Annotated in this window: 30 protein-coding genes; 28 read left to right on the top strand and 2 right to left on the bottom strand. The window is 69.4% G+C overall.

Annotation, left to right across the window (positions count from 1 at the left end; all coding sequences use genetic code 11):
* Nucleotides 1-2: 2 nt before the first annotated feature.
* The 19 genes from rplX (at nucleotide 3) to truA (ending at nucleotide 11,491) form a co-directional block, all read left to right on the top strand.
* Complete coding sequence (rplX, locus tag KBY32_RS09880) at nucleotides 3-326, top strand: 50S ribosomal protein L24 (RefSeq protein WP_055622535.1); 324 nt, start codon at nucleotides 3-5, stop codon at nucleotides 324-326.
* Entirely contained in the window at nucleotides 326-883 is a 558-nt protein-coding gene (gene rplE / locus KBY32_RS09875; protein ID WP_007494758.1) for a 50S ribosomal protein L5, read from the top strand. The genes rplX and rplE overlap by 1 nt, the downstream gene beginning before the upstream one ends.
* A gap of 5 nt (nucleotides 884-888) precedes the next feature.
* Entirely contained in the window at nucleotides 889-1,074 is a 186-nt protein-coding gene (locus KBY32_RS09870; protein WP_003948630.1) for a type Z 30S ribosomal protein S14, read from the top strand.
* Nucleotides 1,075-1,287: 213 nt separating this feature from the next.
* A complete protein-coding gene (gene rpsH, locus KBY32_RS09865) occupies nucleotides 1,288-1,686 on the top strand; it encodes a 30S ribosomal protein S8 (RefSeq protein WP_053759511.1) in 399 nt (132 codons plus the stop codon).
* Nucleotides 1,687-1,710: 24 nt separating this feature from the next.
* Complete coding sequence (rplF, locus tag KBY32_RS09860) at nucleotides 1,711-2,250, top strand: 50S ribosomal protein L6 (RefSeq protein WP_055622534.1); 540 nt, start codon at nucleotides 1,711-1,713, stop codon at nucleotides 2,248-2,250.
* Nucleotides 2,251-2,253: 3 nt separating this feature from the next.
* Entirely contained in the window at nucleotides 2,254-2,637 is a 384-nt protein-coding gene (rplR, locus tag KBY32_RS09855; protein ID WP_055622533.1) for a 50S ribosomal protein L18, read from the top strand.
* 41 nt (nucleotides 2,638-2,678) lie between these two features.
* The gene (gene rpsE / locus KBY32_RS09850) at nucleotides 2,679-3,284 is read left to right on the top strand and encodes a 30S ribosomal protein S5 (RefSeq protein ID WP_055622532.1); all 606 of its coding nucleotides are present in this window, start codon (nucleotides 2,679-2,681) and stop codon (nucleotides 3,282-3,284) included.
* A gap of 2 nt (nucleotides 3,285-3,286) precedes the next feature.
* Complete coding sequence (gene rpmD, locus KBY32_RS09845) at nucleotides 3,287-3,469, top strand: 50S ribosomal protein L30 (protein WP_003974250.1); 183 nt, start codon at nucleotides 3,287-3,289, stop codon at nucleotides 3,467-3,469.
* A 2-nt stretch (nucleotides 3,470-3,471) separates the two neighbouring features.
* The gene (gene rplO, locus KBY32_RS09840) at nucleotides 3,472-3,927 is read left to right on the top strand and encodes a 50S ribosomal protein L15 (RefSeq protein ID WP_055622531.1); all 456 of its coding nucleotides are present in this window, start codon (nucleotides 3,472-3,474) and stop codon (nucleotides 3,925-3,927) included.
* Between the two features lie 244 nt (nucleotides 3,928-4,171).
* A complete protein-coding gene (gene secY / locus KBY32_RS09835; protein WP_055622530.1) occupies nucleotides 4,172-5,485 on the top strand; it encodes a preprotein translocase subunit SecY in 1,314 nt (437 codons plus the stop codon).
* Nucleotides 5,485-6,150: an adenylate kinase gene (locus KBY32_RS09830; protein WP_210979646.1), complete on the top strand. Its 666-nt coding sequence runs from the start codon at nucleotides 5,485-5,487 to the stop codon at nucleotides 6,148-6,150. Before secY ends, KBY32_RS09830 begins: the two co-directional genes overlap by 1 nt.
* Nucleotides 6,151-6,273: 123 nt before the next feature.
* Nucleotides 6,274-7,110, top strand: a complete 837-nt coding sequence (map, locus tag KBY32_RS09825) for a type I methionyl aminopeptidase (protein WP_210979645.1) — start codon at nucleotides 6,274-6,276, stop codon at nucleotides 7,108-7,110.
* Between the two features lie 165 nt (nucleotides 7,111-7,275).
* On the top strand, nucleotides 7,276-7,497 hold the full coding sequence (gene infA, locus KBY32_RS09820; RefSeq protein ID WP_003948620.1) for a translation initiation factor IF-1: 222 nt from the start codon (nucleotides 7,276-7,278) through the stop codon (nucleotides 7,495-7,497).
* A gap of 59 nt (nucleotides 7,498-7,556) precedes the next feature.
* Complete coding sequence (gene rpmJ / locus KBY32_RS09815; RefSeq protein ID WP_003974245.1) at nucleotides 7,557-7,670, top strand: 50S ribosomal protein L36; 114 nt, start codon at nucleotides 7,557-7,559, stop codon at nucleotides 7,668-7,670.
* A 193-nt stretch (nucleotides 7,671-7,863) separates the two neighbouring features.
* A complete protein-coding gene (rpsM, locus tag KBY32_RS09810; protein ID WP_004984507.1) occupies nucleotides 7,864-8,244 on the top strand; it encodes a 30S ribosomal protein S13 in 381 nt (126 codons plus the stop codon).
* Between the two features lie 66 nt (nucleotides 8,245-8,310).
* Nucleotides 8,311-8,715, top strand: a complete 405-nt coding sequence (gene rpsK, locus KBY32_RS09805; RefSeq protein WP_003956432.1) for a 30S ribosomal protein S11 — start codon at nucleotides 8,311-8,313, stop codon at nucleotides 8,713-8,715.
* A 145-nt stretch (nucleotides 8,716-8,860) separates the two neighbouring features.
* Complete coding sequence (locus KBY32_RS09800; protein ID WP_003966937.1) at nucleotides 8,861-9,883, top strand: DNA-directed RNA polymerase subunit alpha; 1,023 nt, start codon at nucleotides 8,861-8,863, stop codon at nucleotides 9,881-9,883.
* Between the two features lie 184 nt (nucleotides 9,884-10,067).
* Nucleotides 10,068-10,559, top strand: coding sequence for a 50S ribosomal protein L17 (gene rplQ, locus KBY32_RS09795; protein ID WP_210979644.1), 492 nt, complete (start codon nucleotides 10,068-10,070; stop codon nucleotides 10,557-10,559).
* A 74-nt stretch (nucleotides 10,560-10,633) separates the two neighbouring features.
* The gene (truA, locus tag KBY32_RS09790) at nucleotides 10,634-11,491 is read left to right on the top strand and encodes a tRNA pseudouridine(38-40) synthase TruA (protein ID WP_055622526.1); all 858 of its coding nucleotides are present in this window, start codon (nucleotides 10,634-10,636) and stop codon (nucleotides 11,489-11,491) included.
* A 2-nt stretch (nucleotides 11,492-11,493) separates the two neighbouring features.
* On the opposite strand, the gene KBY32_RS09785 is transcribed toward truA, so the two are convergent.
* On the bottom strand, nucleotides 11,494-12,390 hold the full coding sequence (locus KBY32_RS09785; protein ID WP_308293688.1) for a hypothetical protein: 897 nt from the start codon (nucleotides 12,388-12,390) through the stop codon (nucleotides 11,494-11,496).
* Nucleotides 12,391-12,509: 119 nt separating this feature from the next.
* Here KBY32_RS09785 and KBY32_RS09780 point away from each other — a divergent pair, with 119 nt between their 5' ends.
* The 5 genes from KBY32_RS09780 to KBY32_RS09760 all read left to right on the top strand — a co-directional run bounded on the left by KBY32_RS09780 (nucleotide 12,510) and on the right by KBY32_RS09760 (nucleotide 19,525).
* A complete protein-coding gene (locus KBY32_RS09780; protein ID WP_308293687.1) occupies nucleotides 12,510-13,679 on the top strand; it encodes a CapA family protein in 1,170 nt (389 codons plus the stop codon).
* A 210-nt stretch (nucleotides 13,680-13,889) separates the two neighbouring features.
* Entirely contained in the window at nucleotides 13,890-16,154 is a 2,265-nt protein-coding gene (locus tag KBY32_RS09775; protein ID WP_210979750.1) for a HAMP domain-containing protein, read from the top strand.
* Nucleotides 16,155-16,160: 6 nt separating this feature from the next.
* A complete protein-coding gene (gene pgsB, locus KBY32_RS09770) occupies nucleotides 16,161-17,882 on the top strand; it encodes a poly-gamma-glutamate synthase PgsB (protein ID WP_210979642.1) in 1,722 nt (573 codons plus the stop codon).
* 72 nt (nucleotides 17,883-17,954) lie between these two features.
* Entirely contained in the window at nucleotides 17,955-18,437 is a 483-nt protein-coding gene (locus KBY32_RS09765; protein WP_030950648.1) for a poly-gamma-glutamate biosynthesis protein PgsC/CapC, read from the top strand.
* Between the two features lie 17 nt (nucleotides 18,438-18,454).
* On the top strand, nucleotides 18,455-19,525 hold the full coding sequence (locus tag KBY32_RS09760) for a C40 family peptidase (protein WP_210979641.1): 1,071 nt from the start codon (nucleotides 18,455-18,457) through the stop codon (nucleotides 19,523-19,525).
* Nucleotides 19,526-19,569: 44 nt separating this feature from the next.
* Here KBY32_RS09760 and KBY32_RS09755 read toward each other — a convergent pair whose 3' ends face one another.
* Nucleotides 19,570-20,454: a hypothetical protein gene (locus KBY32_RS09755; RefSeq protein ID WP_055622523.1), complete on the bottom strand. Its 885-nt coding sequence runs from the start codon at nucleotides 20,452-20,454 to the stop codon at nucleotides 19,570-19,572.
* 73 nt (nucleotides 20,455-20,527) lie between these two features.
* On the opposite strand from KBY32_RS09755, the gene KBY32_RS09750 reads away from it, so the two are divergent.
* The 4 genes from KBY32_RS09750 (at nucleotide 20,528) to glmM (ending at nucleotide 24,603) form a co-directional block, all read left to right on the top strand.
* Entirely contained in the window at nucleotides 20,528-21,736 is a 1,209-nt protein-coding gene (locus tag KBY32_RS09750) for a glycosyltransferase 87 family protein (RefSeq protein ID WP_210979640.1), read from the top strand.
* Nucleotides 21,737-22,010: 274 nt separating this feature from the next.
* Complete coding sequence (rplM, locus tag KBY32_RS09745) at nucleotides 22,011-22,454, top strand: 50S ribosomal protein L13 (RefSeq protein ID WP_010036634.1); 444 nt, start codon at nucleotides 22,011-22,013, stop codon at nucleotides 22,452-22,454.
* A gap of 42 nt (nucleotides 22,455-22,496) precedes the next feature.
* Nucleotides 22,497-23,009 carry a 30S ribosomal protein S9 gene (gene rpsI, locus KBY32_RS09740; RefSeq protein ID WP_055622521.1) on the top strand — a complete coding sequence of 171 codons (513 nt, stop codon included), beginning with the start codon at nucleotides 22,497-22,499 and terminating at the stop codon, nucleotides 23,007-23,009.
* 235 nt (nucleotides 23,010-23,244) lie between these two features.
* A complete protein-coding gene (glmM, locus tag KBY32_RS09735) occupies nucleotides 23,245-24,603 on the top strand; it encodes a phosphoglucosamine mutase (RefSeq protein ID WP_210979639.1) in 1,359 nt (452 codons plus the stop codon).
* The last annotated feature ends 13 nt before the right edge of the window (nucleotides 24,604-24,616 follow it).

Here is a 24,616-nt window from a genome sequence, read left to right as displayed (position 1 = left end):
GCATGAAGATCAAGAAGGGCGACCTGGTCCAGGTCATCACCGGTAAGGACAAGGGCAAGCAGGGCAAGGTCATCGCGGCCTTCCCCCGCGAGGACCGTGTCCTGGTCGAGGGTGTCAACCGGGTCAAGAAGCACACCAAGGCCGGCCCGACCGCTCGCGGTTCCCAGGCCGGCGGCATCGTGACCACCGAGGCCCCGATCCACGTCTCCAACGTCCAGCTGGTCGTGGAGAAGGACGGCACGAAGGTCGTCACGCGTGTCGGTTACCGCTTCGACGACGAGGGCAACAAGATCCGCGTTGCCAAGCGGACGGGTGAGGACATCTGATGGCTACCACCACCACTCCGCGTCTCAAGACGAAGTACCGCGAGGAGATCGCGGGCAAGCTGCGTGACGAGTTCAAGTACGAGAACGTCATGCAGATCCCCGGCCTCGTCAAGATCGTGGTCAACATGGGTGTCGGTGACGCCGCCCGTGACTCGAAGCTGATCGAGGGCGCGATCCGCGACCTGACCACCATCACCGGTCAGAAGCCGGCCGTCACCAAGGCCCGCAAGTCCATCGCGCAGTTCAAGCTGCGTGAGGGCCAGCCGATCGGTGCCCACGTCACGCTCCGTGGCGACCGCATGTGGGAGTTCCTGGACCGCACCCTGTCGCTCGCGCTGCCGCGCATCCGCGACTTCCGCGGTCTGTCCCCCAAGCAGTTCGACGGCCGTGGCAACTACACCTTCGGTCTCACGGAGCAGGTCATGTTCCACGAGATCGACCAGGACAAGATCGACCGCGTCCGGGGTATGGACATCACCGTGGTCACCACGGCGACCAACGACGCTGAGGGCCGCGCGCTCCTTCGTCACCTCGGCTTCCCCTTCAAGGAGGCGTGAGCGAGATGGCGAAGAAGGCTCTGATCGCTAAGGCTGCTCGCAAGCCCAAGTTCGGTGTGCGTGGCTACACCCGCTGCCAGCGCTGCGGCCGCCCGCACTCCGTGTACCGCAAGTTCGGCCTGTGCCGCGTGTGCCTTCGTGAGATGGCTCACCGTGGCGAGCTGCCGGGCGTGACCAAGAGCTCCTGGTAATCCCGACTTTCAGGGATAACCAAGGCTCTCGGTAAGCAGACAGGGCGGCAGGACGCCCAGCCCGCATGCCTTAGGCTTGTGGGGTTGGGCGCCTGTTGCCGCCCTTACGACTTACTACGCCGTAGGTCCACCGCGCCGCACCCGTCCCGTCTCGGATCGGGGAGAGGGATGGCGCACCAGGAAACCCCGGCGAGAGAGGCCGAAGGCCAATTCATGACCATGACTGATCCGATCGCAGACATGCTTACGCGTCTGCGGAACGCGAACTCGGCGTACCACGACACCGTGGCGATGCCGCACTCGAAGATCAAGTCGCACATCGCGGAGATCCTCCAGCAGGAGGGCTTCATCACGGGCTGGAAGGTCGAGGACGCCGAGGTCGGCAAGAGCCTCGTTCTCGAGCTGAAGTTCGGCCCGAACCGTGAGCGCTCCATCGCGGGCATCAAGCGGATCTCCAAGCCCGGTCTCCGGGTGTACGCGAAGTCCACCAACCTGCCGAAGGTGCTCGGCGGCCTGGGCGTGGCGATCATCTCCACGTCGCACGGTCTCCTCACCGACAAGCAGGCCGGCAAGAAGGGCGTGGGTGGGGAAGTCCTCGCCTACGTCTGGTAGCAGAAGGGAACGGAGGAAACAGCTATGTCGCGCATCGGCAAGCTCCCCATCGCGGTTCCCGCCGGCGTGGACGTCACCATCGACGGCCGTACGGTCAAGGTCAAGGGCCCCAAGGGCGAGCTGACCCACACCGTCTCGGCGCCGATCGAGGTCGCCAAGGGCGAAGACGGCACCCTCTCGGTGACCCGCCCGAACGACGAGCGTCAGAACAAGGCCCTGCACGGCCTGTCCCGCACGCTGGTGGCGAACATGATCACCGGCGTGACCCAGGGTTACGTGAAGAAGCTCGAGATCAGCGGTGTCGGTTACCGCGTGCAGGCCAAGGGTTCGAACCTGGAGTTCGCTCTCGGCTACAGCCACCCGATCACTGTCGAGGCCCCCGAAGGCATCACCTTCAAGGTCGAGGCGCCCACGCGCTTCTCGGTCGAGGGCATCGACAAGCAGAAGGTCGGCGAGGTCGCGGCCAACATCCGCAAGCTGCGCAAGCCCGACCCGTACAAGGCCAAGGGCGTCAAGTACGAGGGCGAAGTCATCCGCCGCAAGGTCGGAAAGGCGGGTAAGTAAGCCATGGCATACGGACAGAAGATCCTCAAGGGCGACGCCTACAAGCGCGCCGCGATCAAGCGCCGCCACATCCGGATCCGTAAGCACATCAACGGAACGGCGGAGCGTCCGCGTCTGGTCGTTACCCGCTCGAACCGCCACATCGTGGCCCAGGTGATCGACGACATCAAGGGTCACACCCTGGCGTCGGCGTCCACCCTGGACACCACGATCCGCGGTGGCGAGGGCGACAAGTCCGCGCAGGCCAAGCAGGTCGGCGCCCTGGTCGCCGAGCGCGCCAAGGCCGCCGGCGTCGAGGCTGTCGTGTTCGACCGTGGTGGCAACCAGTACGCCGGGCGCATCGCCGCCCTGGCGGACGCCGCCCGCGAGGCCGGACTCAAGTTCTGAGTCGGTTCCGTAGCTAGCGGAAACAGAGAGAGGTAATTCCAATGGCTGGACCCCAGCGCCGCGGTGGCGGTGCCGGTGGCGGCGAGCGGCGGGACCGGAAGGGTCGCGACGGTGGCAACGCCGCCGCCGAGAAGACCGCGTACGTTGAGCGCGTTGTCGCGATCAACCGCGTCGCCAAGGTTGTGAAGGGTGGTCGTCGCTTCAGCTTCACCGCGCTGGTCGTGGTGGGCGACGGTGACGGCACCGTGGGTGTCGGTTACGGCAAGGCCAAGGAGGTGCCGGCCGCCATCGCCAAGGGTGTTGAGGAGGCCAAGAAGCACTTCTTCAAGGTCCCCCGTATCCAGGGCACCATCCCGCACCCCATCCAGGGTGAGAAGGCTGCCGGCGTCGTGCTGCTCAAGCCCGCGTCGCCCGGTACCGGTGTTATCGCCGGTGGCCCGGTGCGCGCCGTGCTCGAGTGCGCCGGTATCCACGACGTGCTGTCGAAGTCGCTCGGCTCCGACAACGCGATCAACATCGTGCACGCGACCGTGGAGGCCCTGAAGGGCCTGCAGCGTCCCGAGGAGATCGCGGCCCGCCGTGGTCTGCCGCTCGAGGACGTCGCCCCCGCGGCTCTGCTGCGTGCGCGTGCCGGGGCGGGTGCGTAATCATGGCGCAGCTGAAGATTACGCAGGTCAAGTCCTACATCGGCAGCAAGCAGAACCACCGCGACACCCTGCGGTCCCTTGGTCTCAAGGGCATCAACACGCAGGTCGTCAAGGAGGATCGTCCCGAGTTCCGCGGCATGGTGCACACCGTCCGCCACCTCGTGACGGTCGAGGAGGTCGACTGATCATGGCGGAGAACAACCCGCTGAAGATCCACAACCTCCGTCCCGCCCCGGGCGCCAAGACCGCGAAGACCCGTGTCGGTCGTGGTGAGGCGTCGAAGGGTAAGACGGCCGGTCGTGGTACCAAGGGCACCAAGGCCCGTTACCAGGTTCCGGAGCGCTTCGAGGGTGGCCAGATGCCCCTCCACATGCGTCTCCCGAAGCTCAAGGGCTTCAAGAACCCGTTCAAGACCGAGTACCAGGTCGTCAACCTGGACAAGCTCGCCTCCCTCTACCCCGAGGGCGGCGAGGTCACGGTCGCGGACCTGGTCGAGAAGGGTGCCGTTCGCAAGAACAGCCTCGTCAAGGTGCTCGGCCAGGGCGAGATCTCCGTGGCGCTGCAGGTGACGGTCGACGCCGTCTCCGGCTCCGCCAAGGAGAAGATCACCGCCGCCGGCGGCAGCGTCACCGAGCTCGTCTGATTGCATCAGGCGTCTCGATGACTTGAGCGATCCCGACCGGGGATACCCCACAAATGGGGTATCCCCGGTTGGTCGTTCCTAGGGGGGCGGTCTCGCCGGTAAGGTGGCCTGCACTGCCCACTTTCACCGGGTGCTCCAGTGGGGCACTCTGAGCGGCAGTTGACCGTTAGCTAAGTCGTTCCCTATCAGTCGAACCTCAGACCGTCACCCTTGACGCAGTTGCGCGGGGGTCGCAGGAGGCACCGTGCTCACCGCGTTCGCCCGGGCGTTCAAGACGCCCGACCTGCGCAAGAAGCTGCTCTTCACGCTCGGCATCATCGTGATCTACCGGATCGGTACACACATCCCGATCCCCGGCGTCGACTACCGGGCCGTTCAGGTCTGTATCGACCAGGCGAGCACGAACCAGGGCATCTTCGGCCTGGTCAACATGTTCAGCGGCGGAGCGCTGCTGCAGATCACGATCTTCGCGCTCGGCATCATGCCGTACATCACGGCGAGCATCATCCTGCAGCTGCTGACCGTCGTGATCCCGCGTCTGGAGGCCCTGAAGAAGGAGGGCCAGGCGGGTACGGCGAAGATCACGCAGTACACCCGTTACCTCACGGTCGCGCTCGCCATCCTCCAGGGCACCGGCCTCGTCGCGACGGCCCGCAGCGGCTCGCTGTTCCCCCAGTGCGCGGTGGCCGGCCAGATCGTCCCGGACCGGTCGATCTTCACGACCATCACGATGGTCATCACCATGACCGCCGGTACGGCCGTCGTCATGTGGCTCGGCGAGCTCATCACCGACCGCGGCATCGGCAACGGCATGTCGATCCTGATGTTCATCTCGATCGCCGCGACCTTCCCCGCCTCGCTGTGGGCCATCAAGGAGCAGGGCGACCTCGCGGACGGCTGGATCGAGTTCGGCACCGTGATGCTCGTCGGCTTCGTCATGGTCGGCCTGGTGGTCTTCGTGGAGCAGGCTCAGCGCAGGATCCCCGTCCAGTACGCCAAGCGCATGATCGGACGCCGTTCCTACGGCGGCACGTCCACGTACATCCCGCTCAAGGTGAACCAGGCCGGTGTGATCCCGGTCATCTTCGCCTCGTCGCTGCTCTACATCCCGGCGCTCATCGCGCAGTTCTCCAGCGGGACCGCGGACTGGAAGGTCTGGGTCGAGAAGAACCTGGCCGAGCCCAACGCCCCGATCCACGTCACTTTGTACTTCCTGCTGATCGTCTTCTTCGCCTTCTTCTACGTCGCCATCTCCTTCAACCCCGAAGAAGTCGCCGACAACATGAAGAAGTATGGTGGCTTCATCCCGGGCATCCGGGCTGGCCGACCGACCGCTGAGTACCTGAGCTACGTACTCAACCGGATCACCTGGCCGGGTTCGCTGTACTTGGGCCTGATCGCTCTCGTGCCGACAATGGCGTTGGCTGGTTTTGGGGCAAACCAGAACTTCGTGTTCGGCGGGACCAGCATCCTGATCATCGTGGGTGTGGGACTCGAGACCGTGAAGCAGATCGAGAGCCAGCTCCAGCAGCGCAATTACGAAGGGTTCCTCCGCTGATGCGAATCGTCCTCGTCGGGCCGCCGGGTGCCGGGAAGGGAACGCAGGCCGCGTTCCTGGCCAACAACCTGTCGATCCCGCACATCTCCACGGGCGACCTGTTCCGCGCCAACATCAGCCAGCAGACGGACCTCGGCAAGCTCGCGAAGTCCTACATGGACGCGGGCAACCTGGTGCCGGACGAGGTCACCATCGGGATGGCCAAGGACCGCATGGAGCAGCCGGACGCCGAGCACGGCTTCCTGCTCGACGGCTTCCCGCGCAATGTGTCGCAGGCCGAGGCGCTCGACGAGATGCTCAGCGCCGCGGGCATGAAGCTCGACGCGGTGCTGGATCTCGAGGTCCCCGAGGACGAGGTCGTCAAGCGGATCGCCGGGCGGCGGGTCTGCCGCAAGGACTCCAGCCACGTCTTCCACGTGACGTACAGCCCGCCGAAGCAGGAGGGCGTCTGTGACGTCTGCGGCGGCGAGCTGTACCAGCGGGACGACGACTCGGAGGAGACGGTCCGCAAGCGGCTCGAGGTCTACCACACGCAGACCGAGCCGATCATCGACTACTACAAGGCGCAGGGTCTGGTCGTGACCATCTCCGCGCTCGGCAAGGTCGAGGACGTCACGGCGCGCGCCATGCAGGCGCTGCAGAGTGACAAGGCCGGCCAGCAGTAGTCCGCTCTTTCCACGAAAAAGCCCCCGTCGCTCACCGGCAGCGACGGGGGCTTTTCCGTGCGTTCGCGCGTGAGCGTATCCTGGGGTGCCGCTATAGACGCTGTTCAGGAGGCGCAACCCGGCATGGTGCAGATCAAGAACCCCGAGCAGATCGCCAAGATGCGGCAGGCGGGGCTCGTCGTCGCCGCCATCCACGCCGCCACGCGGGAGGCCGCGGTGCCGGGGGCCAGCACCAAGGACCTGGACGAGGTCGCGCGCAAGGTGCTCGCCGAGCACGGCGCCAAGTCGAACTTCCTGGGCTACGGCGGCTTCCCCGCGACGATCTGCACGTCCGTGAACGACGTCGTCGTCCACGGCATCCCGTCGGAGGAGGTCGTCCTCAAGGACGGCGACATCATCTCCATCGACTGCGGTGCCATCGTCGACGGCTGGCACGGCGACGCCGCCTACACGGCGTTCGTGGGCTCCGGGCACGCGCCCGAGCTGGTCGAGCTCTCCCGGGTGACCGAGGAGTCGATGTGGGCCGGCATCGCGGCCATGAAGCCCGGCAACCGCCTCGTGGACATCTCCCGTGCCATCGAGACGTACATCCGCCGCCAGCCCAAGCCGGGCGGCGGCCGCTACGGGATCATCGAGGACTACGGCGGCCACGGCATCGGCACCGAGATGCACATGGACCCGCATTTGCTGAACTACGTGGAGCGCCGGCGGGGCAAGGGCCCCAAGCTGGTCCCCGGCTTCTGCCTGGCCATCGAGCCGATGGTGTCGCTCGGCACGCCGAAGACCGAGGTGCTCGAGGACGACTGGACGGTCATCACGACCGACGGCACGTGGTCCTCCCACTGGGAGCACTCGGTCGCGCTCACCGAGCAGGGCCCCCTGGTCCTCACCGCCCCCGACGGGGGGAAGGCCAAGCTGGCCGAGCTCGGTGTCACGGCCGCTCCCGATCCGCTTGCGTAAGGATCACTCGCGTGGGGCAGACTTCCCCGATTCGTCTTTCCGGGTGCGCTGACGTAGACTGACTCGTCGGCTCTTGTGTACCCGCATGTCCGCATGCGCCTGTATCTCACCGAGACAGGAAAAGTGCACGGGTCGATCAAGGTAGTCGATTCCGAAGGGCGAAGCGTGGCCAAGAAGCAAGGTGCCATCGAGATCGAGGGCACTGTCGTCGAGTCTCTGCCGAACGCCATGTTCAAGGTCGAGCTCCAGAACGGCCACCAGGTCCTGGCACACATCAGCGGCAAGATGCGTATGCACTACATCCGCATCCTCCCTGACGACCGGGTCGTGGTGGAGTTGTCTCCGTACGACCTCACGCGTGGCCGGATCGTCTACCGCTACAAGTAGATCTTGCCCGGGCCCCGGTCTTGCCGGGGCGTTGGCACTGACCCGGAGAACCTCACCCCATGAAGGTCAAGCCGAGCGTCAAGAAGATCTGCGACAAGTGCAGGGTGATCCGCCGTCACGGCCGGGTCATGGTCATCTGCGACAACCCGCGCCACAAGCAGCGCCAGGGCTGACGCACGACCTCACCCCTCTGCACCGCTATCGCAGAGATTCGCGCGACGCGAGCTGAATTTGTTCATACGCAGGACCCGGGCGAGCGATCGCCTGACACCCCCGGTTCGGAGGCCGGGGACCCAGTTCGTACCTGGTACGGCGGCTGGGAGCCGGTTCTGCGGAAGACCTCCGACAACCAACTGGAGCCATTGAATGGCACGCGTTTCCGGTGTTGACATCCCGCGCGAAAAGCGCGTGGAGATCGCCCTCACCTACGTGTTCGGCATCGGCCGGACCCTTTCGCAGCAGACGCTGGCCGCGACCGGCGTCGACCCGAACACCCGCGTCCGCGACCTCTCCGAGGAGCAGCTCGTCGCGATCCGCGAGTACGTCGACAACAACATCAAGACCGAGGGTGACCTCCGTCGCGAGATCCAGGCCGACATCCGCCGCAAGGTCGAGATCGGCACCTACCAGGGTCTGCGTCACCGTCGCGGCCTGCCCGTCCGCGGTCAGCGCACCAGCACCAACGCGCGTACCCGCAAGGGCCCGCGTCGCGCCATCGCCGGCAAGAAGAAGCCGGGCAAGAAGTAGTCCTCAGCGGACTTCGCAGTCCAGCGGTCTTCGCTGTAGGACCGACCACCTCCCGTAGGAGTACAGATGCCCCCCAAGGGTCGTCAGGGCGCTGCCAAGAAGGTGCGCCGCAAGGAAAAGAAGAACGTCGCTCACGGCCACGCGCACATCAAGAGCACGTTCAACAACACGATCGTCTCCATCACGGACCCGTCGGGCAACGTGATCTCCTGGGCCTCCGCCGGCCACGTCGGCTTCAAGGGCTCCCGGAAGTCCACGCCGTTCGCCGCGCAGATGGCCGCCGAGTCGGCTGCCCGCCGCGCCCAGGAGCACGGCATGCGCAAGGTCGACGTGTTCGTCAAGGGCCCGGGTTCCGGTCGTGAGACCGCGATCCGCTCCCTGCAGGCCACGGGCCTCGAGGTCGGCTCCATCCAGGACGTCACCCCGACCCCGCACAACGGTTGCCGTCCGCCGAAGCGCCGTCGCGTCTGACGCACGCTTCACCGGGCTTTTCGGGCGGTACGGCTCTTCGGGGCCGTATCGCCCGTACCCTTGCAGTACCCGTCCCTCTTGCCGGGGGCGGTTTCCGTCGGACGTCAAATAGCGGGCGTCCACGAAAGAAGGATCTGATCCACACATGCTGATCGCTCAGCGTCCCTCGTTGACCGAAGAGGTCGTCGACGAATTCCGCTCCCGGTTCGTGATCGAGCCGCTGGAGCCGGGCTTCGGCTACACCCTCGGCAACTCCCTCCGCCGCACCCTCCTGTCGTCGATCCCCGGTGCCGCTGTCACCAGCATCCGCATCGACGGCGTCCTGCACGAGTTCACCACCGTGCCGGGCGTCAAGGAGGACGTCACCGACCTGATCCTCAACATCAAGCAGCTGGTCGTCTCCTCGGAGCACGACGAGCCGGTCGTGATGTACCTGCGCAAGCAGGGTCCGGGTCTGGTCACCGCCGCCGACATCGCGCCCCCGGCCGGTGTCGAGGTGCACAACCCCGACCTCGTCCTCGCCACGCTCAACGGCAAGGGCAAGCTGGAGATGGAGCTCACGGTCGAGCGTGGCCGCGGTTACGTCTCCGCCGTGCAGAACAAGCAGGTGGGCCAGGAGATCGGCCGTATCCCGGTCGACTCGATCTACTCGCCGGTGCTGAAGGTCACGTACAAGGTCGAGGCCACGCGTGTCGAGCAGCGGACCGACTTCGACAAGCTGATCGTCGACGTCGAGACCAAGCAGGCGATGCGTCCCCGTGACGCCATGGCCTCCGCCGGCAAGACCCTGGTCGAGCTGTTCGGTCTCGCCCGCGAGCTGAACATCGACGCCGAGGGCATCGACATGGGTCCGTCCCCGACGGACGCCGCCCTTGCCGCCGATCTGGCGCTGCCGATCGAGGAGCTGGAGCTCACCGTTCGGTCGTACAACTGCCTCAAGCGCGAGGGCATCCACTCCGTGGGTGAGCTGGTCGCCCGCTCCGAGGCGGACCTGCTGGACATCCGCAACTTCGGTGCGAAGTCCATCGACGAGGTCAAGGCCAAGCTCGCGGGTATGGGCCTGGCGCTGAAGGACTCGCCTCCCGGGTTCGACCCCACCGCTGCCGCGGACGCCTTCGGGGCGGACGACGACGCGGACGCCGGGTTCGTGGAGACCGAGCAGTACTAAGAGCTCGGGCCATCCGGTCCGTACTTGGGTGCGGGTGCGCTGTGGTTTCTCGCGCAGTTCCCCGCGCCCCTTCCGGGCACGGCCCCTTGCGGGGCCTGTGCCCGGATCTCCGACAGGCGACCGCCTGCTCGGATACTGACCTCGGTACCTGATACGGCCGGGGCAGACACACAGGAGAAAGAACATGCCGAAGCCCACCAAGGGTGCCCGTCTGGGCGGCAGCGCCGCGCACGAGAAGCTCCTCCTCGCGAACCTGGCGAAGAGCCTCTTCGAGCACGGCCGGATCACCACCACCGAGGCGAAGGCCCGCCGTCTGCGGCCGTACGCCGAGCGTCTGATCACCAAGGCGAAGAAGGGCGACCTTCACAACCGCCGTCAGGTGCTCCAGGTCATCACGGACAAGGGCATCGTCCACACGCTCTTCACCGAGATCGGCCCGCGGTACGAGAACCGCCCGGGTGGCTACACCCGGATCACCAAGATCGGTAACCGCCGTGGCGACAACGCGCCCATGGCTGTCATCGAGCTGGTCGAGGCGCTGACGGTCGCCCAGGAGGCCACCGGTGAGGCCGAGGCCGCCACCAAGCGTGCCGCCAAGGACGCCGAGGCCACCGAGGCCACGGTCGACACGACCAAGGCCGACGAGGCTCCCGCCGAGGAGTCGAAGGACGCCTAGTCCGGGCTGTTCGATCGCGGGTCCGTCCCTTCCGGGGGGCGGGCCCGCTTTCGTTTCGCTGAGAGGATCTACGGGTGAGTGACGAAGTGGAACCCGGGTACGTACGGCTGCGCCTCGATCTGTCGTACGACGGCACCGAGTTCTCCGGGTGGGCCAAGCAGGCCGGCGGGCGGCGGACCGTCCAGGGGGAGATCGAGGACGCGCTGCGGACCGTCACACGGTCCGGGGACACCACGTACGAGCTGACCGTGGCGGGGCGGACGGACGCCGGGGTGCACGCGCGCGGGCAGGTCGCGCACGTGGATCTGCCGCGCGCGGTATGGGCCGAGCACAGCGAGAAGCTGCTCAAGCGGCTCGCCGGGCGGCTGCCCCGGGATGTGCGGGTGTGGGCGCTGCGCGAGGCGCCGGCCGGGTTCAACGCCCGGTTCTCGGCGGTGTGGCGGCGGTACGCCTACCGCGTGACCGACAACCCCGGGGGCGTCGATCCGCTGCTGCGCAACCACGTCCTGTGGCACGACTGGCCACTCGACGTGGACGCCATGAACGAGGCGGCGCGCCGGCTCCTCGGGGAGCACGACTTCGCGGCGTACTGCAAGAAGCGCGAGGGCGCGACGACCATCCGCACGCTCCAGGAGCTGAGCCTGGTGCGCGGCGACGACGGGATCGTCACGGCGACCGTGCGGGCGGACGCCTTCTGCCACAACATGGTGCGCTCGCTGATCGGCGCTCTGCTGTTCGTGGGGGACGGGCACCGCCCGCCCGACTGGCCCGGCAAGGTGCTCGCGGCCGGGGTCCGGGACTCCGCCGTGCACGTCGTACGGCCGCACGGGCTGACCCTCGAGGAGGTCGGCTATCCCGCGGACGAGCTGCTCGCCGCGCGGAACAAGGAGGCGCGCAACAAGCGGACGCTGCCCGGCGCCGGCTGCTGCTGAGCTCAGTCCCGGGCCCAGGTGGCCAGGGTGTCGGCGAGGGCGTCCGCGGTGTCGTCGGCGTCGCGGCCGTCGCCGCGGGCGGCCGAGGACAGCTCCACGTGCAGGAACGGGGCGTGCCGGCGCTCGGCCGACCTGCCCTGCACATTGGCCGTGCCCTCCAGCGGGCAGCGGTCGGACCAGCCCCGGCAGACCCGCAGGCCGTCGGCCTCCAGACGGTCGGCCAGGGCCGTTGCCTCGGCGGGCGCGCTCTGGGCGGCGCCGCCGGAGACGATGGCCCGGTAGGGGCGCTCGGAGTTGCGGGTGAAGCCGTGCAGCTGGAGGCCGGGCACCCCGCGCTTCTGCAGTTCCTCGACGACCGTGTGGAAGGCGCTGTCCTCGCGGTGGGCGACGTCGGCGGCGCCGGAGCGCCCTGCCTTGCGGTGCGCGCCGGCCAGGATCAGTGAGCCGGACGGGGTGCCCTCCAGCAGCCGCACGCCCAGATCCTCGGTGTCGCGGTCGGAGACCGGGTGGGGCACCTGGACGTTCCAGCGCAGGGCGGAGTCGGCGTTCAGATAGAGCCGGCCCCAGGTCGCCGCGTCGGAGTCGGGTCTGGTGGCGGCTATCTCGTCGTAGCGGCGGCCGGAGTCGGTGTCGGTGAGGCGGGTGACGGCGAGGCCGAGAGAGTCGAGCACACGCGCGGATTCGGCGGCGTCGCCGTCGAGCAGGTGGCCCACGCCCTCGGCGAGCCGCTCGCGCTCGTCGTCGTCCGGCGCGGAGTAGTCGCCGTCGGCCGTGAGGTCCGCGGTGTAGTCGAGGATGCGGCTGCGCAGATCGACGAGTTCACGGGCCCGCGGAGCGGACTGTTCCGGGCCCTCGGACGACGTCGTGTCGCAGGCGGCCAGTGCGACGGTCAAAACCACCGGGGCAAGAAAGCGAGTGAAACGTGATGTTCTTGTGACGAACGAGCGTGATCGAGATGTGAGTGGCATGTGAGTATGTCGCGGTGACATTCCGTAAGTCTCTCCGTATAGGTCGCTCGGTGGCGGTTCTGGGGGCTTTGGCGGGCCTCGTGGCCGCCTGCACCTCCTCCGAGCCGTCCGGTACCCAGGTGAAGCCGGGTGGCCGCTCGTTCACCGTCGCCGCCGCGGGTGATGTGCTCATCCACCCCGAGCTGGTCGACCAGGCGGCCAAGGACGCCGAGAAGACCGGGGAGGGGCAGGCCGGGCTGGACTTCGGGCCGCTCATGGCGGGCGTGAAGCCCGTCATCAGCAAGGCCGACCTGGCCATCTGCCACATGGAGACGCCGGTCGGCACCCCCAAGGGACCCTTCGAGGGGTACCCCGAGTTCCTGGTCCCGCCGCAGATCCTCACGACCCTCAAGGACGTGGGGTACGACACCTGCTCGACGGCCTCCAATCACACCTTCGACCATGGCCTGAAGGCCGTGAAGCGCACGCTGGACGCCATGGACGAGGTGGGCCTCGGCCACACCGGGTCCGCGCGGACGCCGAAGGAAGCAGAGCAGATCAACATCCGGGACGTCAACGGCGTCAAGGTCGCTCACCTGGCGTTCTCGTGGGAGTCGTTCCTCAACCCGACGCCCGAGAAGCAGCAGTGGGCGTTCAACCGGCTCAGCACCGACGAGATCAAGAAGGCCGAGGCGCGCGCCCGCAAGAAGGGCGCCGAGGTCGTGATCCTCTCCGTGCACTGGGGTCTGGAGCACTACAACGAGCCGAGCGTGCCGCAGCTGGAGCTGGCCGAGCGGATCACCGAGGAGACCGGGGTCGACCTGGTGATCGGTCACCACGCGCACGTCGTGCAGCCCATCCAGAAGGTCAACGGCACCTGGATCGCCTACAGCCTGGGCAACCAGGTCGCCCGGCACTCCTCGCCGACCGGCCTCACCGAGGAAGGCGCGATCGGCTGGTTCGAGTTCAAGGAGACGACGGACGGCTGGAAGGTCGACGCGCGCTACCGGACCACGCTGGTCGACATCCCGCCGGAGCTGGAGGCGGGGGAGAAGGCCCCGAAGGGCGCGGTCGTCGACCACCGGCTGGTGGACGTCCAGGACGCGCTCGACCACCCCGGCGAGCTGTCCGAGGAGCGGATCGCCCGCTATCGGCTGGCCGCCGACCGGACGCGCGGCTTCCTCTACAACCGGGGCGCACCCGGCGGCGACGGCCTCGAGCCGCTGTCCCTCGGGAAGTGACAAGGGACACAGCAAGCTCTTGGGTGCGGGAGCCCAACCCCCGCGCCTGTCGGAAGTCTTTTAAAGCGACGGCGTCTCCTGCCCGCGTCAGCGGTGGTTGCCACGAGCGCCCGAGTAGTGAAGAGGCGAAGGAAACCACCGGTGACTCCAACCAAAGGCTCCGCGCGTCCAGGACGCGGCGGTCGGCGGCGCATGCGCAGACGCGCCGACATGCCGCTGCTGGGCGGCGTGCGCCCGCCGATCGCGCTGCTGTGCCTGCTGATCGTCGCCCTGGCCGGGCTGACCGCGAAGGTGCTGGGCCCGGCCGGCGAGCCCGTCGTGCCGAATGCCGTGCTGGGGTCCCAGCAGCACTTCGCGGAGGACGGCGCCATCGCCCTACGCGCGTCGATCGACGAGCGGGTCACCGACCTGAACCGCACCGCGGCCGTGCTGAACGCCGGGAAGTACACGGAGCCGGAGCGGGTCCTGTCGGACCTGAGCAACACGTACCAGAAGTGGACCGGCACCACCGTGCTGGACCTGGAGAGCGGCAAGGTGCTCGCCGCCCGTGGTGAAACGATTCCTCTGGGCTGGCTCGACAAGGACGCGCTCACCGGCGACAACGCCCTGACGCCGCGCATGGTCCGGCTGAAGACCGGCGACGTGCGGCTGATGACCATGGCGCTCCTCGACTGGAAGGACCGCCCGCAGCAGCTCCTCATCGCCTCCAACAGCCTCTCCGTCCCCGCCATCAACCTCGGCCCGTTCCGCTCGATGGCGGTCGTGGCCCGCGGCGGCGAGATCCTCGCCACGGCAGGCTTCGAGCAGGCCGAGGCGCTGAACTCCGACGCCGAGCGCGACGAGCTCACCTTCCTCCAGAAGCAGATGAGCCGCCTCTCCGAGGACGCCGCCGAGGAGACCGAGGAGGACCCGGTCAGCGCCCGCGAGCCCGGCTCCCGCGGCTACCCCGGCGTCAGCGGCACCCTGCTCGGCGACTCCTACAACGGACGGATCGCCACCGCCGGCTACGCCTCCCTCGCCTCCGCCGACCCCGAGCAGCGCAAGAGCGTCGGCGCGGGCCTCGGCCTGACCGTCGTGGCCATGCTCCCCGTGGTGCAGGAGGAGGCCGCCGGGCAGGAGCGCGAGCTGTACGGGCTGATCGCGGCCGGTGTGCTCGTCGTCGTCGGCCTGCTCGCGGCCGCCCTGCTCTGGCGGGCCGTGCAGCGGCCCCTGCTCGCCCTCTTCCTGGAGTCCCGCCGGCTCGCCCGCGGTGATCTGACCCGGCCCGTCGCCGTGCCCCGCTGGGGCGAGGCCGCCCGGGTCGGCGCCGCCCTGGAACGGCTGCGCGCGCAGTTGGCCGGCGGGGACGTGGAGCCCTCCACCCAGCGCACCGGCCGCCGCGGCCGGTTCGGGCTGCGGGTGCCGCTCGCCCTGACGGCCTTCCTGCTCCTGCTGTGGTGCGTCCCCGTCGGCCTGCTGCTCAACCGTACGGACGCCTCCGTCAGCGTGCCCAGCACCATGGTCAACGACCAGCGCGACCGCACCGACCTCGTCGCCGACCGGGTCCGCCGGGCGCTGAACGAGGCCCAGGCCGACCTCGCGTCCATGACCCGGCTGATCGACCCGTCCGACGCGGACACCGCCTCGGACGTCCTGTCCGACGCCCTGGGCGAGCACACCCGCTACGGCTCCCTCTACGTCCTCGACCGGGGCGGCGACGTGATCGCGCGCGCCGGTGACGAGCCGCACGCCGGCTGGGGCGACGACGAGGGGACCAAGGGCGAGGACGCCCCGCTGATCCGGGTGACCGGCGAGGGCGGCAAGAAGCCGGTGATCCAGGCCGCGGCCGCCGTGCCGGAGCACAAGGGCATGACGCTCGTCGGCGAGATCCGCGTCGAGTTCCTGAACTCGCTGCTGGCCCGGCCCGGCCTCGGCGAGGTCAGGGTCGTCGACGCGAAGGCCCGGACCATCGGCGCCAGCGACGGCTTCCTCGCCTTCGAGGGGCTGCCGCGCGACTCGCTCACCGACCTCGTGAAGGCCGGTGGTCTGCGGGTCGGCGCCGGACCCGTGGAGAACGGGCTGCTCATCCGCGAGGGCCGCTCGGTCACCGTCGCCGCGGCGGCGCCCTTCTCCGGCGGCGGCGTGGCCTCCGACATCGGCTGGACCGTCGTGAGCTGGCAGAACGCCAAGCACTTCGAGATCGCCGCGTACGAGCGCGAGGACCGCAGCGTCCTCGCCGGGATGCTCGGGCTCGCCCTGATCGTGGTGTGCCTGGGCTGGATCCACCTGGTCGTGGTCCGGCCGCTGCGTGCCCTGGCGAGCAGCGCCGAGAAGCTGGCCGACGGCGACCTCAAGACCGTGCTGTACCCCCGCTACCACGACGAGGTGGGCGCCGTCGTCCGCAGCCTCGAACTGGTCCGCCAGCAGCTGCAGGCTCGCAGGCAGAACCAGGCGCGCCGGAGTGCCGAGCCCCGGCTCGGCGCCGGAGGAAGGTGACCGGACGTGCTCTACCTGTACTTCGTGCTGCTGATCGGCGGGGTGTTCCTGCTGGTCGCCGGCATCATCGAGCAGCGCAGGCACTACGCCGCGCTGCACTCCATCCCCTCCCGGGTGCTGGTCAACGGCATCCGCGGCAAGTCGTCCATCACCCGGCTGTGCGCGGGCGCCCTGCGCGGCGGTGACCTGGTCACCGTGGCCAAGACGACGGGCACCGCGGCCCGCTTCATCCACCCGGACGCCACCGAGGAGCCCGTCTACCGCAAGTTCGGCATCGCCAACGTCGTCGAGCAGATCGGCATCGTCCGCCGGGCCGCCACCTACCGTCCCGACGCGCTCGTCATCGAGTGCATGGCCGTCATGCCGGCGCTCCAGGAGGTCAACCAGAGCAAGCTGATCCGCTCGACGATCGGCGTGCTGTGCAACGTCCGCGAGGACCACCTCGCCGAGATGGGCCCCACCCTGGACGACGTGGCGCGCTCGCTGTGCCGCTCGATGCCGGAGGACGGCATCTGCGTCACCGCCGAGAAGGAGCGCTTCCACATCCTCCAGGAGGAGGCGGACGCCCGGAACTGCAAGCTGGTCTACGCCGACCCGGAGACCGTCACCGACGAGGAGCTGCGCGGCTTCAGCTGGTTCACGTTCAAGGAGAACGTGGCGATCGCCCTGGTCGTCGCCGAGCTGCTGGGCGTCGAGCGCCAGGTCGCCCTGCAGGGCATGTACGACGCCCCGCCGGACCCCGGTGTGCTCTCCGTGGAGCGCTATGTCGCCCCCGACGGCAAGCGGCTGGCCTTCGCCAACGTGTTCGCGGCCAACGACCCCGAGTCGACGCTGATGAACATCAACCAGCTGCTCGACCTCGGCGCGATCCGCCGCCCCCTGAACGTCGTGATCAACTGCCGCCCGGACCGGGTGGAGCGCAACGGGCAGATGGGCGAGATCATCCCCGACCTGCAGCCGGACAACGTCTTCGTGATCGGCCACCCGGCCAAGAGCGCCATCGACGCCATCCCGGCCGACTGGCGCGACCGCGCGGTCGACCTCGGCGGCGAGCGCCGCTCGGCGGACGAGTTCATGCCGACCCTCCTCGGCCGGATGGCCGACGGCTCCTCCCTGGTCGCCATCGGCAACATCCACGGGCAGGGCGAGGAGCTGCTGGAGTACCTGGCCGAGCTGCCCGCCGACGAGAGCGCGGTGGAGGAGGCCCCGGAGGCGGTGACCAGCGCCCCGCAGCAGGCCCAGCGCCTCGACCCGTACGCCTCCTACCCGACGGCGTACGAGGAGCGGTACCAGGCCTCGCAGACCCAGGAGATCCCGGTCGTCCGGATCCCGCAGCAGCCGGTCGCGTCGTACGGCGACACCGCGTCGGCCTACGCCGGGGCGCAGGCACCGGGCCGGCAGGCCGACGGCTGGGGCGCGCACGACGGGGGACACGCCCCGCACGCCCCGCAGCAGGGGCACGGCACGGTGGCGCCGTACGCGCAGCAGCAGCCCGCCCCTAGCGGGGAGCAGCAGGTCTCCAACTGGTTCCAGACGTCGGGCCGCCCTCAGCGCGCACCGCACCAGCCCGCCCGGCCGCAGCTCCCGCAGGGCGCCGGCCCGGACGCCCACCACCCCGGGCAGCCCCACGGCACGGGCCGCCCGCCGCGGCAGCCGCACCCCGACGAGCACCAGGGCAGGCCACCGCGCCCGCCGGCCGGCGACGGCGGACACCACCCGCGCGCCTGACCCCGCGGGGCGGCCCGCCCCGCAGGCCGCCCGCCCCGCCCACGAACCCGCACCCTTCGTCCGGAGACCCCGTTGACCACCGCCGCCCTGACCCCCGAGATGGCCGCCCTGGGCATCGCCATAGGCCTGTTCTTCTCGCTGCTGTGCTATCTCACGACCAACCTGTCGCCCGGCGGAATGATCACCCCCGGCTGGCTGGCGCTGACCCTCATCGAGGACCTCCAGCGCGCGGCCATGGTGGTGGGCGTCACCGCCCTCACCTATGGCGGCACCAAGATCATGCAGCGGCTGGTGATCCTCTACGGCAAGCGGCTGTTCGCCGCCGTGGTGCTGCTCGGCGTGCTCCTCCAGGCCACGGTGATGATCGTGCTCTCCCTGGAGTTCCCGCTGCTGTACGGCAACCAGACGCTCGGCTTCATCGTGCCGGGCCTGATCGCCTACCAGATGGTGCGCCAGCCCAAGGGGGCCACGCTGCTGGCCACCGGCACGGTGTCCCTCATGGCCTACATCGTCGTCGCCGCCGGCCTGCTGCTCGGCGTCATGCCGACCGTCTGAGAACCGAGGAGCTATCGATGGCAGGGAAGAAGAAGTCGAGGCCCGTCGTCACCGGCCTGGTGCTGCTGGCGCTGGTCGGCACCTCCGGCTACCTCACGGTGGAGCTGCGCAAGCAGGAGGACCGGGGGATCACCGAGGTGCGCAACGTCGGCGTCCTGGAGGGCGGCCGCAGCACGGGGGCGGCCGAGGGCAAGACGACCTGGTCGCGGCTGGAGAACCCGGCGCGCTCGGTGCTGCGCGGGGCCGACGGCCAGATCAAGGCCGTCTTCACGGACGGCGCGCGCACCGCGACGCTGACCGGTCCGGCCCGCACCTTCCAGGAGCCCGCGTCGACCGCGTCCAAGGTCAGCACCACGGACTGGGTGCGGCTGATGCCGGAGCCGTGGACCAAGGGCGCCGAGAACAAGAAGTGGTTCAAGGACTGGTACGCCGAGTACAAGGACAGCAAGGAGGACGACATCTTCGCGTTCGCCTTCCAGTACGTGGCGGGCGCCCCGGACAAGAAGGACGAGCAGGGTGTCGTCTACGCCGGTGACGCCAACTTCGGGCCGCTGAACACCACCGGCGCCGAGGGCGGCGACCTGCGCCTGGAGCAGTCCGACTTCTACGACTACCTCCAGGTGCCCTACCCGTTCCGGGACGGCACCGTCGGGCAGCCGGAGTCGATGCGGGCCCGCTCCATCGACTGCTCGGGCTTCATCCGGATGGTGCTGGGCTACCGGGCGCGCTTCCCGCTGATGTCCTCCGACACCTCCGGCGACGGCCTGCCCCGCACCGCGAACGGCATGGCCCGCTCCCAGGTGGGCGCCGACATCCTGCCGCTCAGCGGCATCTCCGCGAAGGACCGGCCCGCCGCGATCGACCAGCTCCAGCCGGGCGACCTGGTCTTCTTCAAGCTGGACACCCGCACCGGCCAGCGCCTGGACCACGTCGGCATGGTCCTCGGCCACGACACCGAGGGGCACCTGATCTTCGTGTCCAGCCGCGAGGAGGTCAACGGACCCACCATCGGCGACGTCGGCGGTGTCTCCCGGCTCGACGGCAACGGCTACTACGCGAAGACGCTGCGCAGCGCCAAGCGGCTCTGACCGGGCCGGGATCCCCGGCCCGGTGAGGCCCTACGGGCGGCCGGTCACTCGCCGGCCGCCGCCGACGCCTGCGCCTCGCCGCGCCGGCGGATCTGACGGAACGTGAACTCGGCCAGGTCGTCACCGGCCTTGAAGGCGGCGGTGTCCTTGTCCGTCATGTCCCGGCCGTTGGTGAAGCCGGTGATGGTGAAGTAGGCGTAGCGGCCGTACGAGTTGGACGTCGAACGGCAGACCGCCGAGGTGCAGAAGTCCTTGACGCCCTTGCCGGACAGCGAGCGGACGATGTCCTTCTTGGTGTCGACCTTGCCCTTGACCTTCTGGGCCTTCGCCTCGGTGTCGAAGACGGCCACGCCGACCGTCACCGCGATGCCGTCCTTGACGTACGAGACGCGCATGAAGCGGGTGCAGTCGCCCTCGGCCAGGATCTTCGGCAGCCCGCCCTTGGTGGCGGCGGAACAGTTCTTCGTGTCCTCCGTCGCGCCCTTCTTGTAGACCGTCTCCCCCATCGTCAGCTGGGTGCCGGGGAAGAGGATCTGGGCGCCGAGCGGGGCCGTGTCCTTGTTCTTGCTGGCGATGAAGTCCTTCGGGTCCAGCGGCGGCGGGGCGCTCGTCGGCGCGAACGACGGCGCGCCCGCCGACTCACCCGGCAGGTCGGCCGTCGAGGGCAGACCCGAAGCCGGAGAGCCGGACGCGGAGTTGTCCCCGTTCGCCGACACCACCGCCACGGCCACGGCCGCGCCGATGGCGACGGTGGCCAGCGCGCCACCGCCGATGAACAGCAGCCGACGCCGCTTGTTGCGGGTCTCCGACGCCTCCGCGAGCGCGGCCCAGTCCGGAGTCTGGTCGGTGCCGTCGTTCCACGGCTGCTGGGAATGCGGTTTCCAGGGATCCCACTGGGACGGGGGTCCCCCCTGCTGCCCGTAGCTCATGGGGCGCATCTTAGACGGAGCTCGGGTGTGCCGGTCCGCCCCAAAGGGCCCTTCGGCACCTAGCGTTCAGGGGATGAGCGAGCGCAAAAGCGACATCTCCGGGTGGTTGGTACGACCGGCGAACGTGCCGTTGTGGGTCGCCCTGGCCGCCGTGCTGGGAGCCCTCGTGGCGCGCACGGCCCGGCTGACCTCGCGCGGAGGCATGGACAACGCCATCGTCGTCCGCGCGGCCAAGGTCTGGCTGGAGGGCGGCTCGCCGTATGACGACCCCCACTTCCTCTATCTGCCGAGCGCGGTGCTCGCCGCGGCCCCGCAGGTGCTGGTGGACCGGGACGTGCTGCTCGTACTGGCGCCCCTCACGGTGACCGGCTGCCTGGTCGGCGGATGGGTCTGCGCGCTGCGGCTGCACGGCGTCCCGCTGCGCAGCCGCTTCGCCGCGCTCGGGCTGCTGGGGCTCGCGGCGGGCTTCGCCCCCTTCGCCCATCTCGTCTGGCTGGGCAACTGGACGGCGACCGCGGCCCTGGCCCTGCCCCTGGCACTGCTGCTCGCGGGACGCGGGCGCTGGGTGGCCGCCGCGGTGGTGCTCGGCGCCGCGATCGCGCTGAAGCCGCTGCTCGCGCCGATGGCCCTGCTGTTCGTGTTCGCCCGGCGGTGGCGAGCCCTCGCGGTGCTGGTCGCGCTGCCGGTGGCGGTCTCGGCCGGCGCGGCCCTGACCCTGCCGGACCCGGCCGGGTTCTTCACCCGGACCGTGCCGTTCCTGCTCAGCGGCGACGACCGGTTCGTACGGCTCTACGAGGCCTCCCCGGCGGCCGTGCTGCCCCGGATGGGGGTGCCCGGGCCGCTGGCCGGCGCCATCGGGTGCGCGCTGGCGGCGGCCGGCGTCTGGTGCGCGTACCGGCGCTGGCACGGGGGCGGCGGCCCCCTGCGGTACGCGGAGACGGGTGCGCTGCTGATGCTCTCGGCGTTCCTGGTCTCCCGGCCGTCGTACGACCACTATCTGCTGGTCCCGGTGCCGCTGCTGCTGGCGGGGCTGCCCTACGCGGCCTCGGTGACCCGCTCGGTCTGGTTCTGGATGGCGCTGGTGCCGCAGCTGCCCGGCGTGACCTGGCCCTATCTGGAGGAGGGGGAGCGGCGGGCCTTCCGGGACGCGGTGACGCTGTGCGCCCTGGCGGTGACGGTGGGCCTGCACGCCCTGCGGCGGCCCGGCCCGGAGGCGGCGCCGTCCGTGCCGGTCCCGCCCTCGCGCGGGGTGGCGGAGCGCAGCGGTGCGTCCGGCGGGTGAGCGGGAGGGCCCCGCGCGTCGACTACCCTGGGCACGGAACAGCGACGCCGGCCGTGGGCAACCCGTTTTGACCCGGCTGGGGCGCCGCAGGTATCCTGCATGTTCGTTGTGTATTGGCTTGCTCATTCTCACGGGACGGGCCCTTACACCGGTCCACCGGGCCGATGACCAGCAACCCCACGTACGCGGTATGCGTCGCCGCAGTGGCTCAGGCTGTCGTGATCGTTTCGGTGACCTGTTCAGGACCATTCACTCGAAGCGAAGGCTACGAACCGTGCGTACGTACAGCCCCAAGCCCGGCGATGTGACGCGCCAGTGGCACGTCATCGACGCTCAGGACGTCGTCCTGGGTCGTCTCGCCACCACTGCCGCGACGCTCCTCCGGGGCAAGCACAAGCCGATCTACGCGCCGCACGTCGACGCTGGTGACTTCGTCATCATCATCAACGCCGACAAGGTGCACCTCTCCGGCAACAAGCGGACCCAGAAGATGGCGTACCGCCACTCCGGCTACCCGGGTGGTCTGCGCTCCGTCCGTTACGACGAGCTCCTCGACAAGAACCCCGAGAAGGCCATCGAGAAGGCCGTCAAGGGCATGCTCCCCAAGAACACGCTGGGCCGTCAGATGCTCTCGAAGCTGAAGGTCTACAAGGGTGACCAGCACCCGCACGGCGCGCAGCAGCCGCAGCCGTACGAGATCACCCAGGTCGCGCAGTAAGTCCGGCCACCCCCTAAGACTGAAGAGAATCTGAGGAGAATCGTGGCCGAGACCACTGCCGAGCAGCCGCTCGAAGAGCTTGACATCGACAGCTACACCAGCGAGTCCGAGGTTCCGGTGGAGGGCGAGTACACCTCCGAGTCCCTCGCCTCGCGCTTCGGCGAGCCCCAGCCGGCCGCCGGCCTGGGCCGTCGCAAGAACGCCATCGCCCGTGTCCGGATCGTCCCGGGCACCGGCAAGTGGAAGATCAACGGTCGCACCCTCGAGGACTACTTCCCGAACAAGGTGCACCAGCAGGAAGTCAACGAGCCCTTCAAGGTGCTCGAGCTCGAGGGTCGTTACGACGTCGTCGCCCGTATCTCCGGTGGCGGTGTCTCCGGTCAGGCCGGTGCGCTCCGTCTCGGTGTCGCCCGCGCGCTGAACGAGGCCGACGTCGACAACAACCGCGGCCCGCTGAAGAAGGCCGGCTTCCTCAAGCGCGACGACCGTGCGGTCGAGCGCAAGAAGGCCGGTCTCAAGAAGGCCCGCAAGGCCCCGCAGTACAGCAAGCGCTAAGCGCCAGCTGCCTCTGCACGTACTCCGGTACTCCGAACGCCCCGGCGGCACGCCACTGTGCCGCCGGGGCGTTCGTCTTATCACCGGGCGCGGGCGTATAACGGCACAAGACGTTCAAAGGCTTGTGTGATCCGACGCCCCGGCATGGAATGCCGGGGAGCGGGAGCCACCGGCGGCCACGTCAGGGCGGGCGCCGGCTCCGCTTCCCGGAAATGAAGTTTCCTCAGGAGGACAAGTGGGACGACTCTTCGGCACGGACGGCGTGCGGGGTGTCGCCAACGCGGATCTGACGGCCGAGATGGCCCTCGGTCTCTCCGTGGCGGCGGCGCACGTACTGGCCGAGGCGGGCACCTTCGAGGGCCACCGGCCGACCGCGGTGGTCGGAAGGGATCCGCGCGCGTCCGGGGAGTTCCTGGAGGCCGCCGTGGTGGCGGGCCTCGCGAGCGCCGGGGTGGACGTCCTGCGCGTCGGCGTGCTGCCGACGCCCGCGGTGGCGTATCTCACGGGCGCGCTCGGCGCCGACCTCGGAGTCATGCTCTCCGCCAGCCACAACGCCATGCCCGACAACGGCATCAAGTTCTTCGCCCGCGGCGGCCACAAGCTCGCCGACGAACTGGAGGACCGGATCGAGTCGGTGTACGACTCCCACCGGCACGGCGAGCCGTGGGAGCGGCCGACGGGCGCGGGCGTCGGCCGGGTGCGCGACTACGAGGAGGGCTTCGACGCCTACGTCGGGCACCTCCTGAACGTGCTGCCCAACCGGCTGGACGGGCTGAAGATCGTCCTCGACGAGGCGCACGGCGCCGCGGCCGGTGTCTCCCCGGAGGCGTTCCGGCGGGCCGGTGCCGAGGTCGTCACCATCGGGGCCGAGCCCGACGGGCTCAACATCAACGACGGCTGCGGCTCCACCCACCTGGGCAAGCTGAAGGCCGCCGTCGTCGAGCACGGCGCCCACCTCGGGATCGCGCACGACGGTGACGCCGACCGCTGCCTCGCCGTCGACCACACCGGTGACGAGGTGGACGGCGACCAGATCCTCGCCGTGCTGGCGCTCGCCATGCGGGAGCGCTCCGAGCTGCGCTCCGACACCGTGGTGGCGACCGTCATGTCCAACCTGGGCTTCAAACTGGCGCTGGAGCGCGAGGGCCTGAAGCTCGTGCAGACGTCCGTCGGCGACCGGTACGTCCTGGAGGAGATGAAGGAGCACGGCTACGCCCTCGGCGGCGAGCAGTCCGGGCACGTCATCATCCTCGACCACGCCACCACCGGCGACGGCACGCTGACCGGGCTGCTGCTCGCCGCCCGCGTCGCGCAGACCGGGCGCCCGCTACGGGAGCTGGCCGGAGTGATGGACCGGCTGCCGCAGGTGCTGATCAACGTCCCCGACGTCGACAAGTCGCGGGTGAAGACCTCGGCCGAACTCGCCGCCGCCGTCACCGAGGCCGAGCGTGAACTCGGCGCCACCGGGCGGGTGTTGCTGCGTTCCTCGGGCACCGAGCCGCTGGTCCGCGTGATGGTCGAGGCCGCCGACATCGAGCAGGCACAGTCCGTGGCAGGCCGGCTGGCCGACGTGGTGAAGTCCGCGCTGGGCTGACCGCGCCTTCCTG

The sequence above is a fragment of the Streptomyces sp. RK62 genome (assembly GCF_018070255.1).
Lineage (GTDB): Bacteria > Actinomycetota > Actinomycetes > Streptomycetales > Streptomycetaceae > Streptomyces > Streptomyces nigra.
This window is presented reverse-complemented; position numbering and strand designations above follow the sequence as displayed.

Bases quoted from the DNA above. Each gene is read 5' to 3' on its own strand.
- KBY32_RS09750 (WP_210979640.1), top strand. From the start codon at position 20,528: ATGAGCGAGCGCAAAAGCGACATCTCCGGGTGGTTGGTACGACCGGCG.
- KBY32_RS09870 (WP_003948630.1), top strand. From the start codon at position 889: ATGGCGAAGAAGGCTCTGATCGCTAAGGCTGCTCGCAAGCCCAAGTTC.
- rpsM (WP_004984507.1), top strand. From the start codon at position 7,864: ATGGCACGCGTTTCCGGTGTTGACATCCCGCGCGAAAAGCGCGTGGAG.
- KBY32_RS09775 (WP_210979750.1), top strand. From the start codon at position 13,890: ATGCCGCTGCTGGGCGGCGTGCGCCCGCCGATCGCGCTGCTGTGCCTG.
- KBY32_RS09755 (WP_055622523.1), bottom strand. From the start codon at position 20,454: ATGAGCTACGGGCAGCAGGGGGGACCCCCGTCCCAGTGGGATCCCTGG.
- rplF (WP_055622534.1), top strand. From the start codon at position 1,711: ATGTCGCGCATCGGCAAGCTCCCCATCGCGGTTCCCGCCGGCGTGGAC.
- rplX (WP_055622535.1), top strand. From the start codon at position 3: ATGAAGATCAAGAAGGGCGACCTGGTCCAGGTCATCACCGGTAAGGAC.
- rpmJ (WP_003974245.1), top strand. From the start codon at position 7,557: ATGAAGGTCAAGCCGAGCGTCAAGAAGATCTGCGACAAGTGCAGGGTG.
- KBY32_RS09760 (WP_210979641.1), top strand. From the start codon at position 18,455: ATGGCAGGGAAGAAGAAGTCGAGGCCCGTCGTCACCGGCCTGGTGCTG.
- rpmD (WP_003974250.1), top strand. From the start codon at position 3,287: ATGGCGCAGCTGAAGATTACGCAGGTCAAGTCCTACATCGGCAGCAAG.
- map (WP_210979645.1), top strand. From the start codon at position 6,274: ATGGTGCAGATCAAGAACCCCGAGCAGATCGCCAAGATGCGGCAGGCG.
- rplR (WP_055622533.1), top strand. From the start codon at position 2,254: ATGGCATACGGACAGAAGATCCTCAAGGGCGACGCCTACAAGCGCGCC.
- rpsE (WP_055622532.1), top strand. From the start codon at position 2,679: ATGGCTGGACCCCAGCGCCGCGGTGGCGGTGCCGGTGGCGGCGAGCGG.
- rpsK (WP_003956432.1), top strand. From the start codon at position 8,311: ATGCCCCCCAAGGGTCGTCAGGGCGCTGCCAAGAAGGTGCGCCGCAAG.
- KBY32_RS09800 (WP_003966937.1), top strand. From the start codon at position 8,861: ATGCTGATCGCTCAGCGTCCCTCGTTGACCGAAGAGGTCGTCGACGAA.
- rpsH (WP_053759511.1), top strand. From the start codon at position 1,288: ATGACCATGACTGATCCGATCGCAGACATGCTTACGCGTCTGCGGAAC.
- KBY32_RS09830 (WP_210979646.1), top strand. From the start codon at position 5,485: ATGCGAATCGTCCTCGTCGGGCCGCCGGGTGCCGGGAAGGGAACGCAG.
- rplE (WP_007494758.1), top strand. From the start codon at position 326: ATGGCTACCACCACCACTCCGCGTCTCAAGACGAAGTACCGCGAGGAG.
- rplO (WP_055622531.1), top strand. From the start codon at position 3,472: ATGGCGGAGAACAACCCGCTGAAGATCCACAACCTCCGTCCCGCCCCG.
- rplQ (WP_210979644.1), top strand. From the start codon at position 10,068: ATGCCGAAGCCCACCAAGGGTGCCCGTCTGGGCGGCAGCGCCGCGCAC.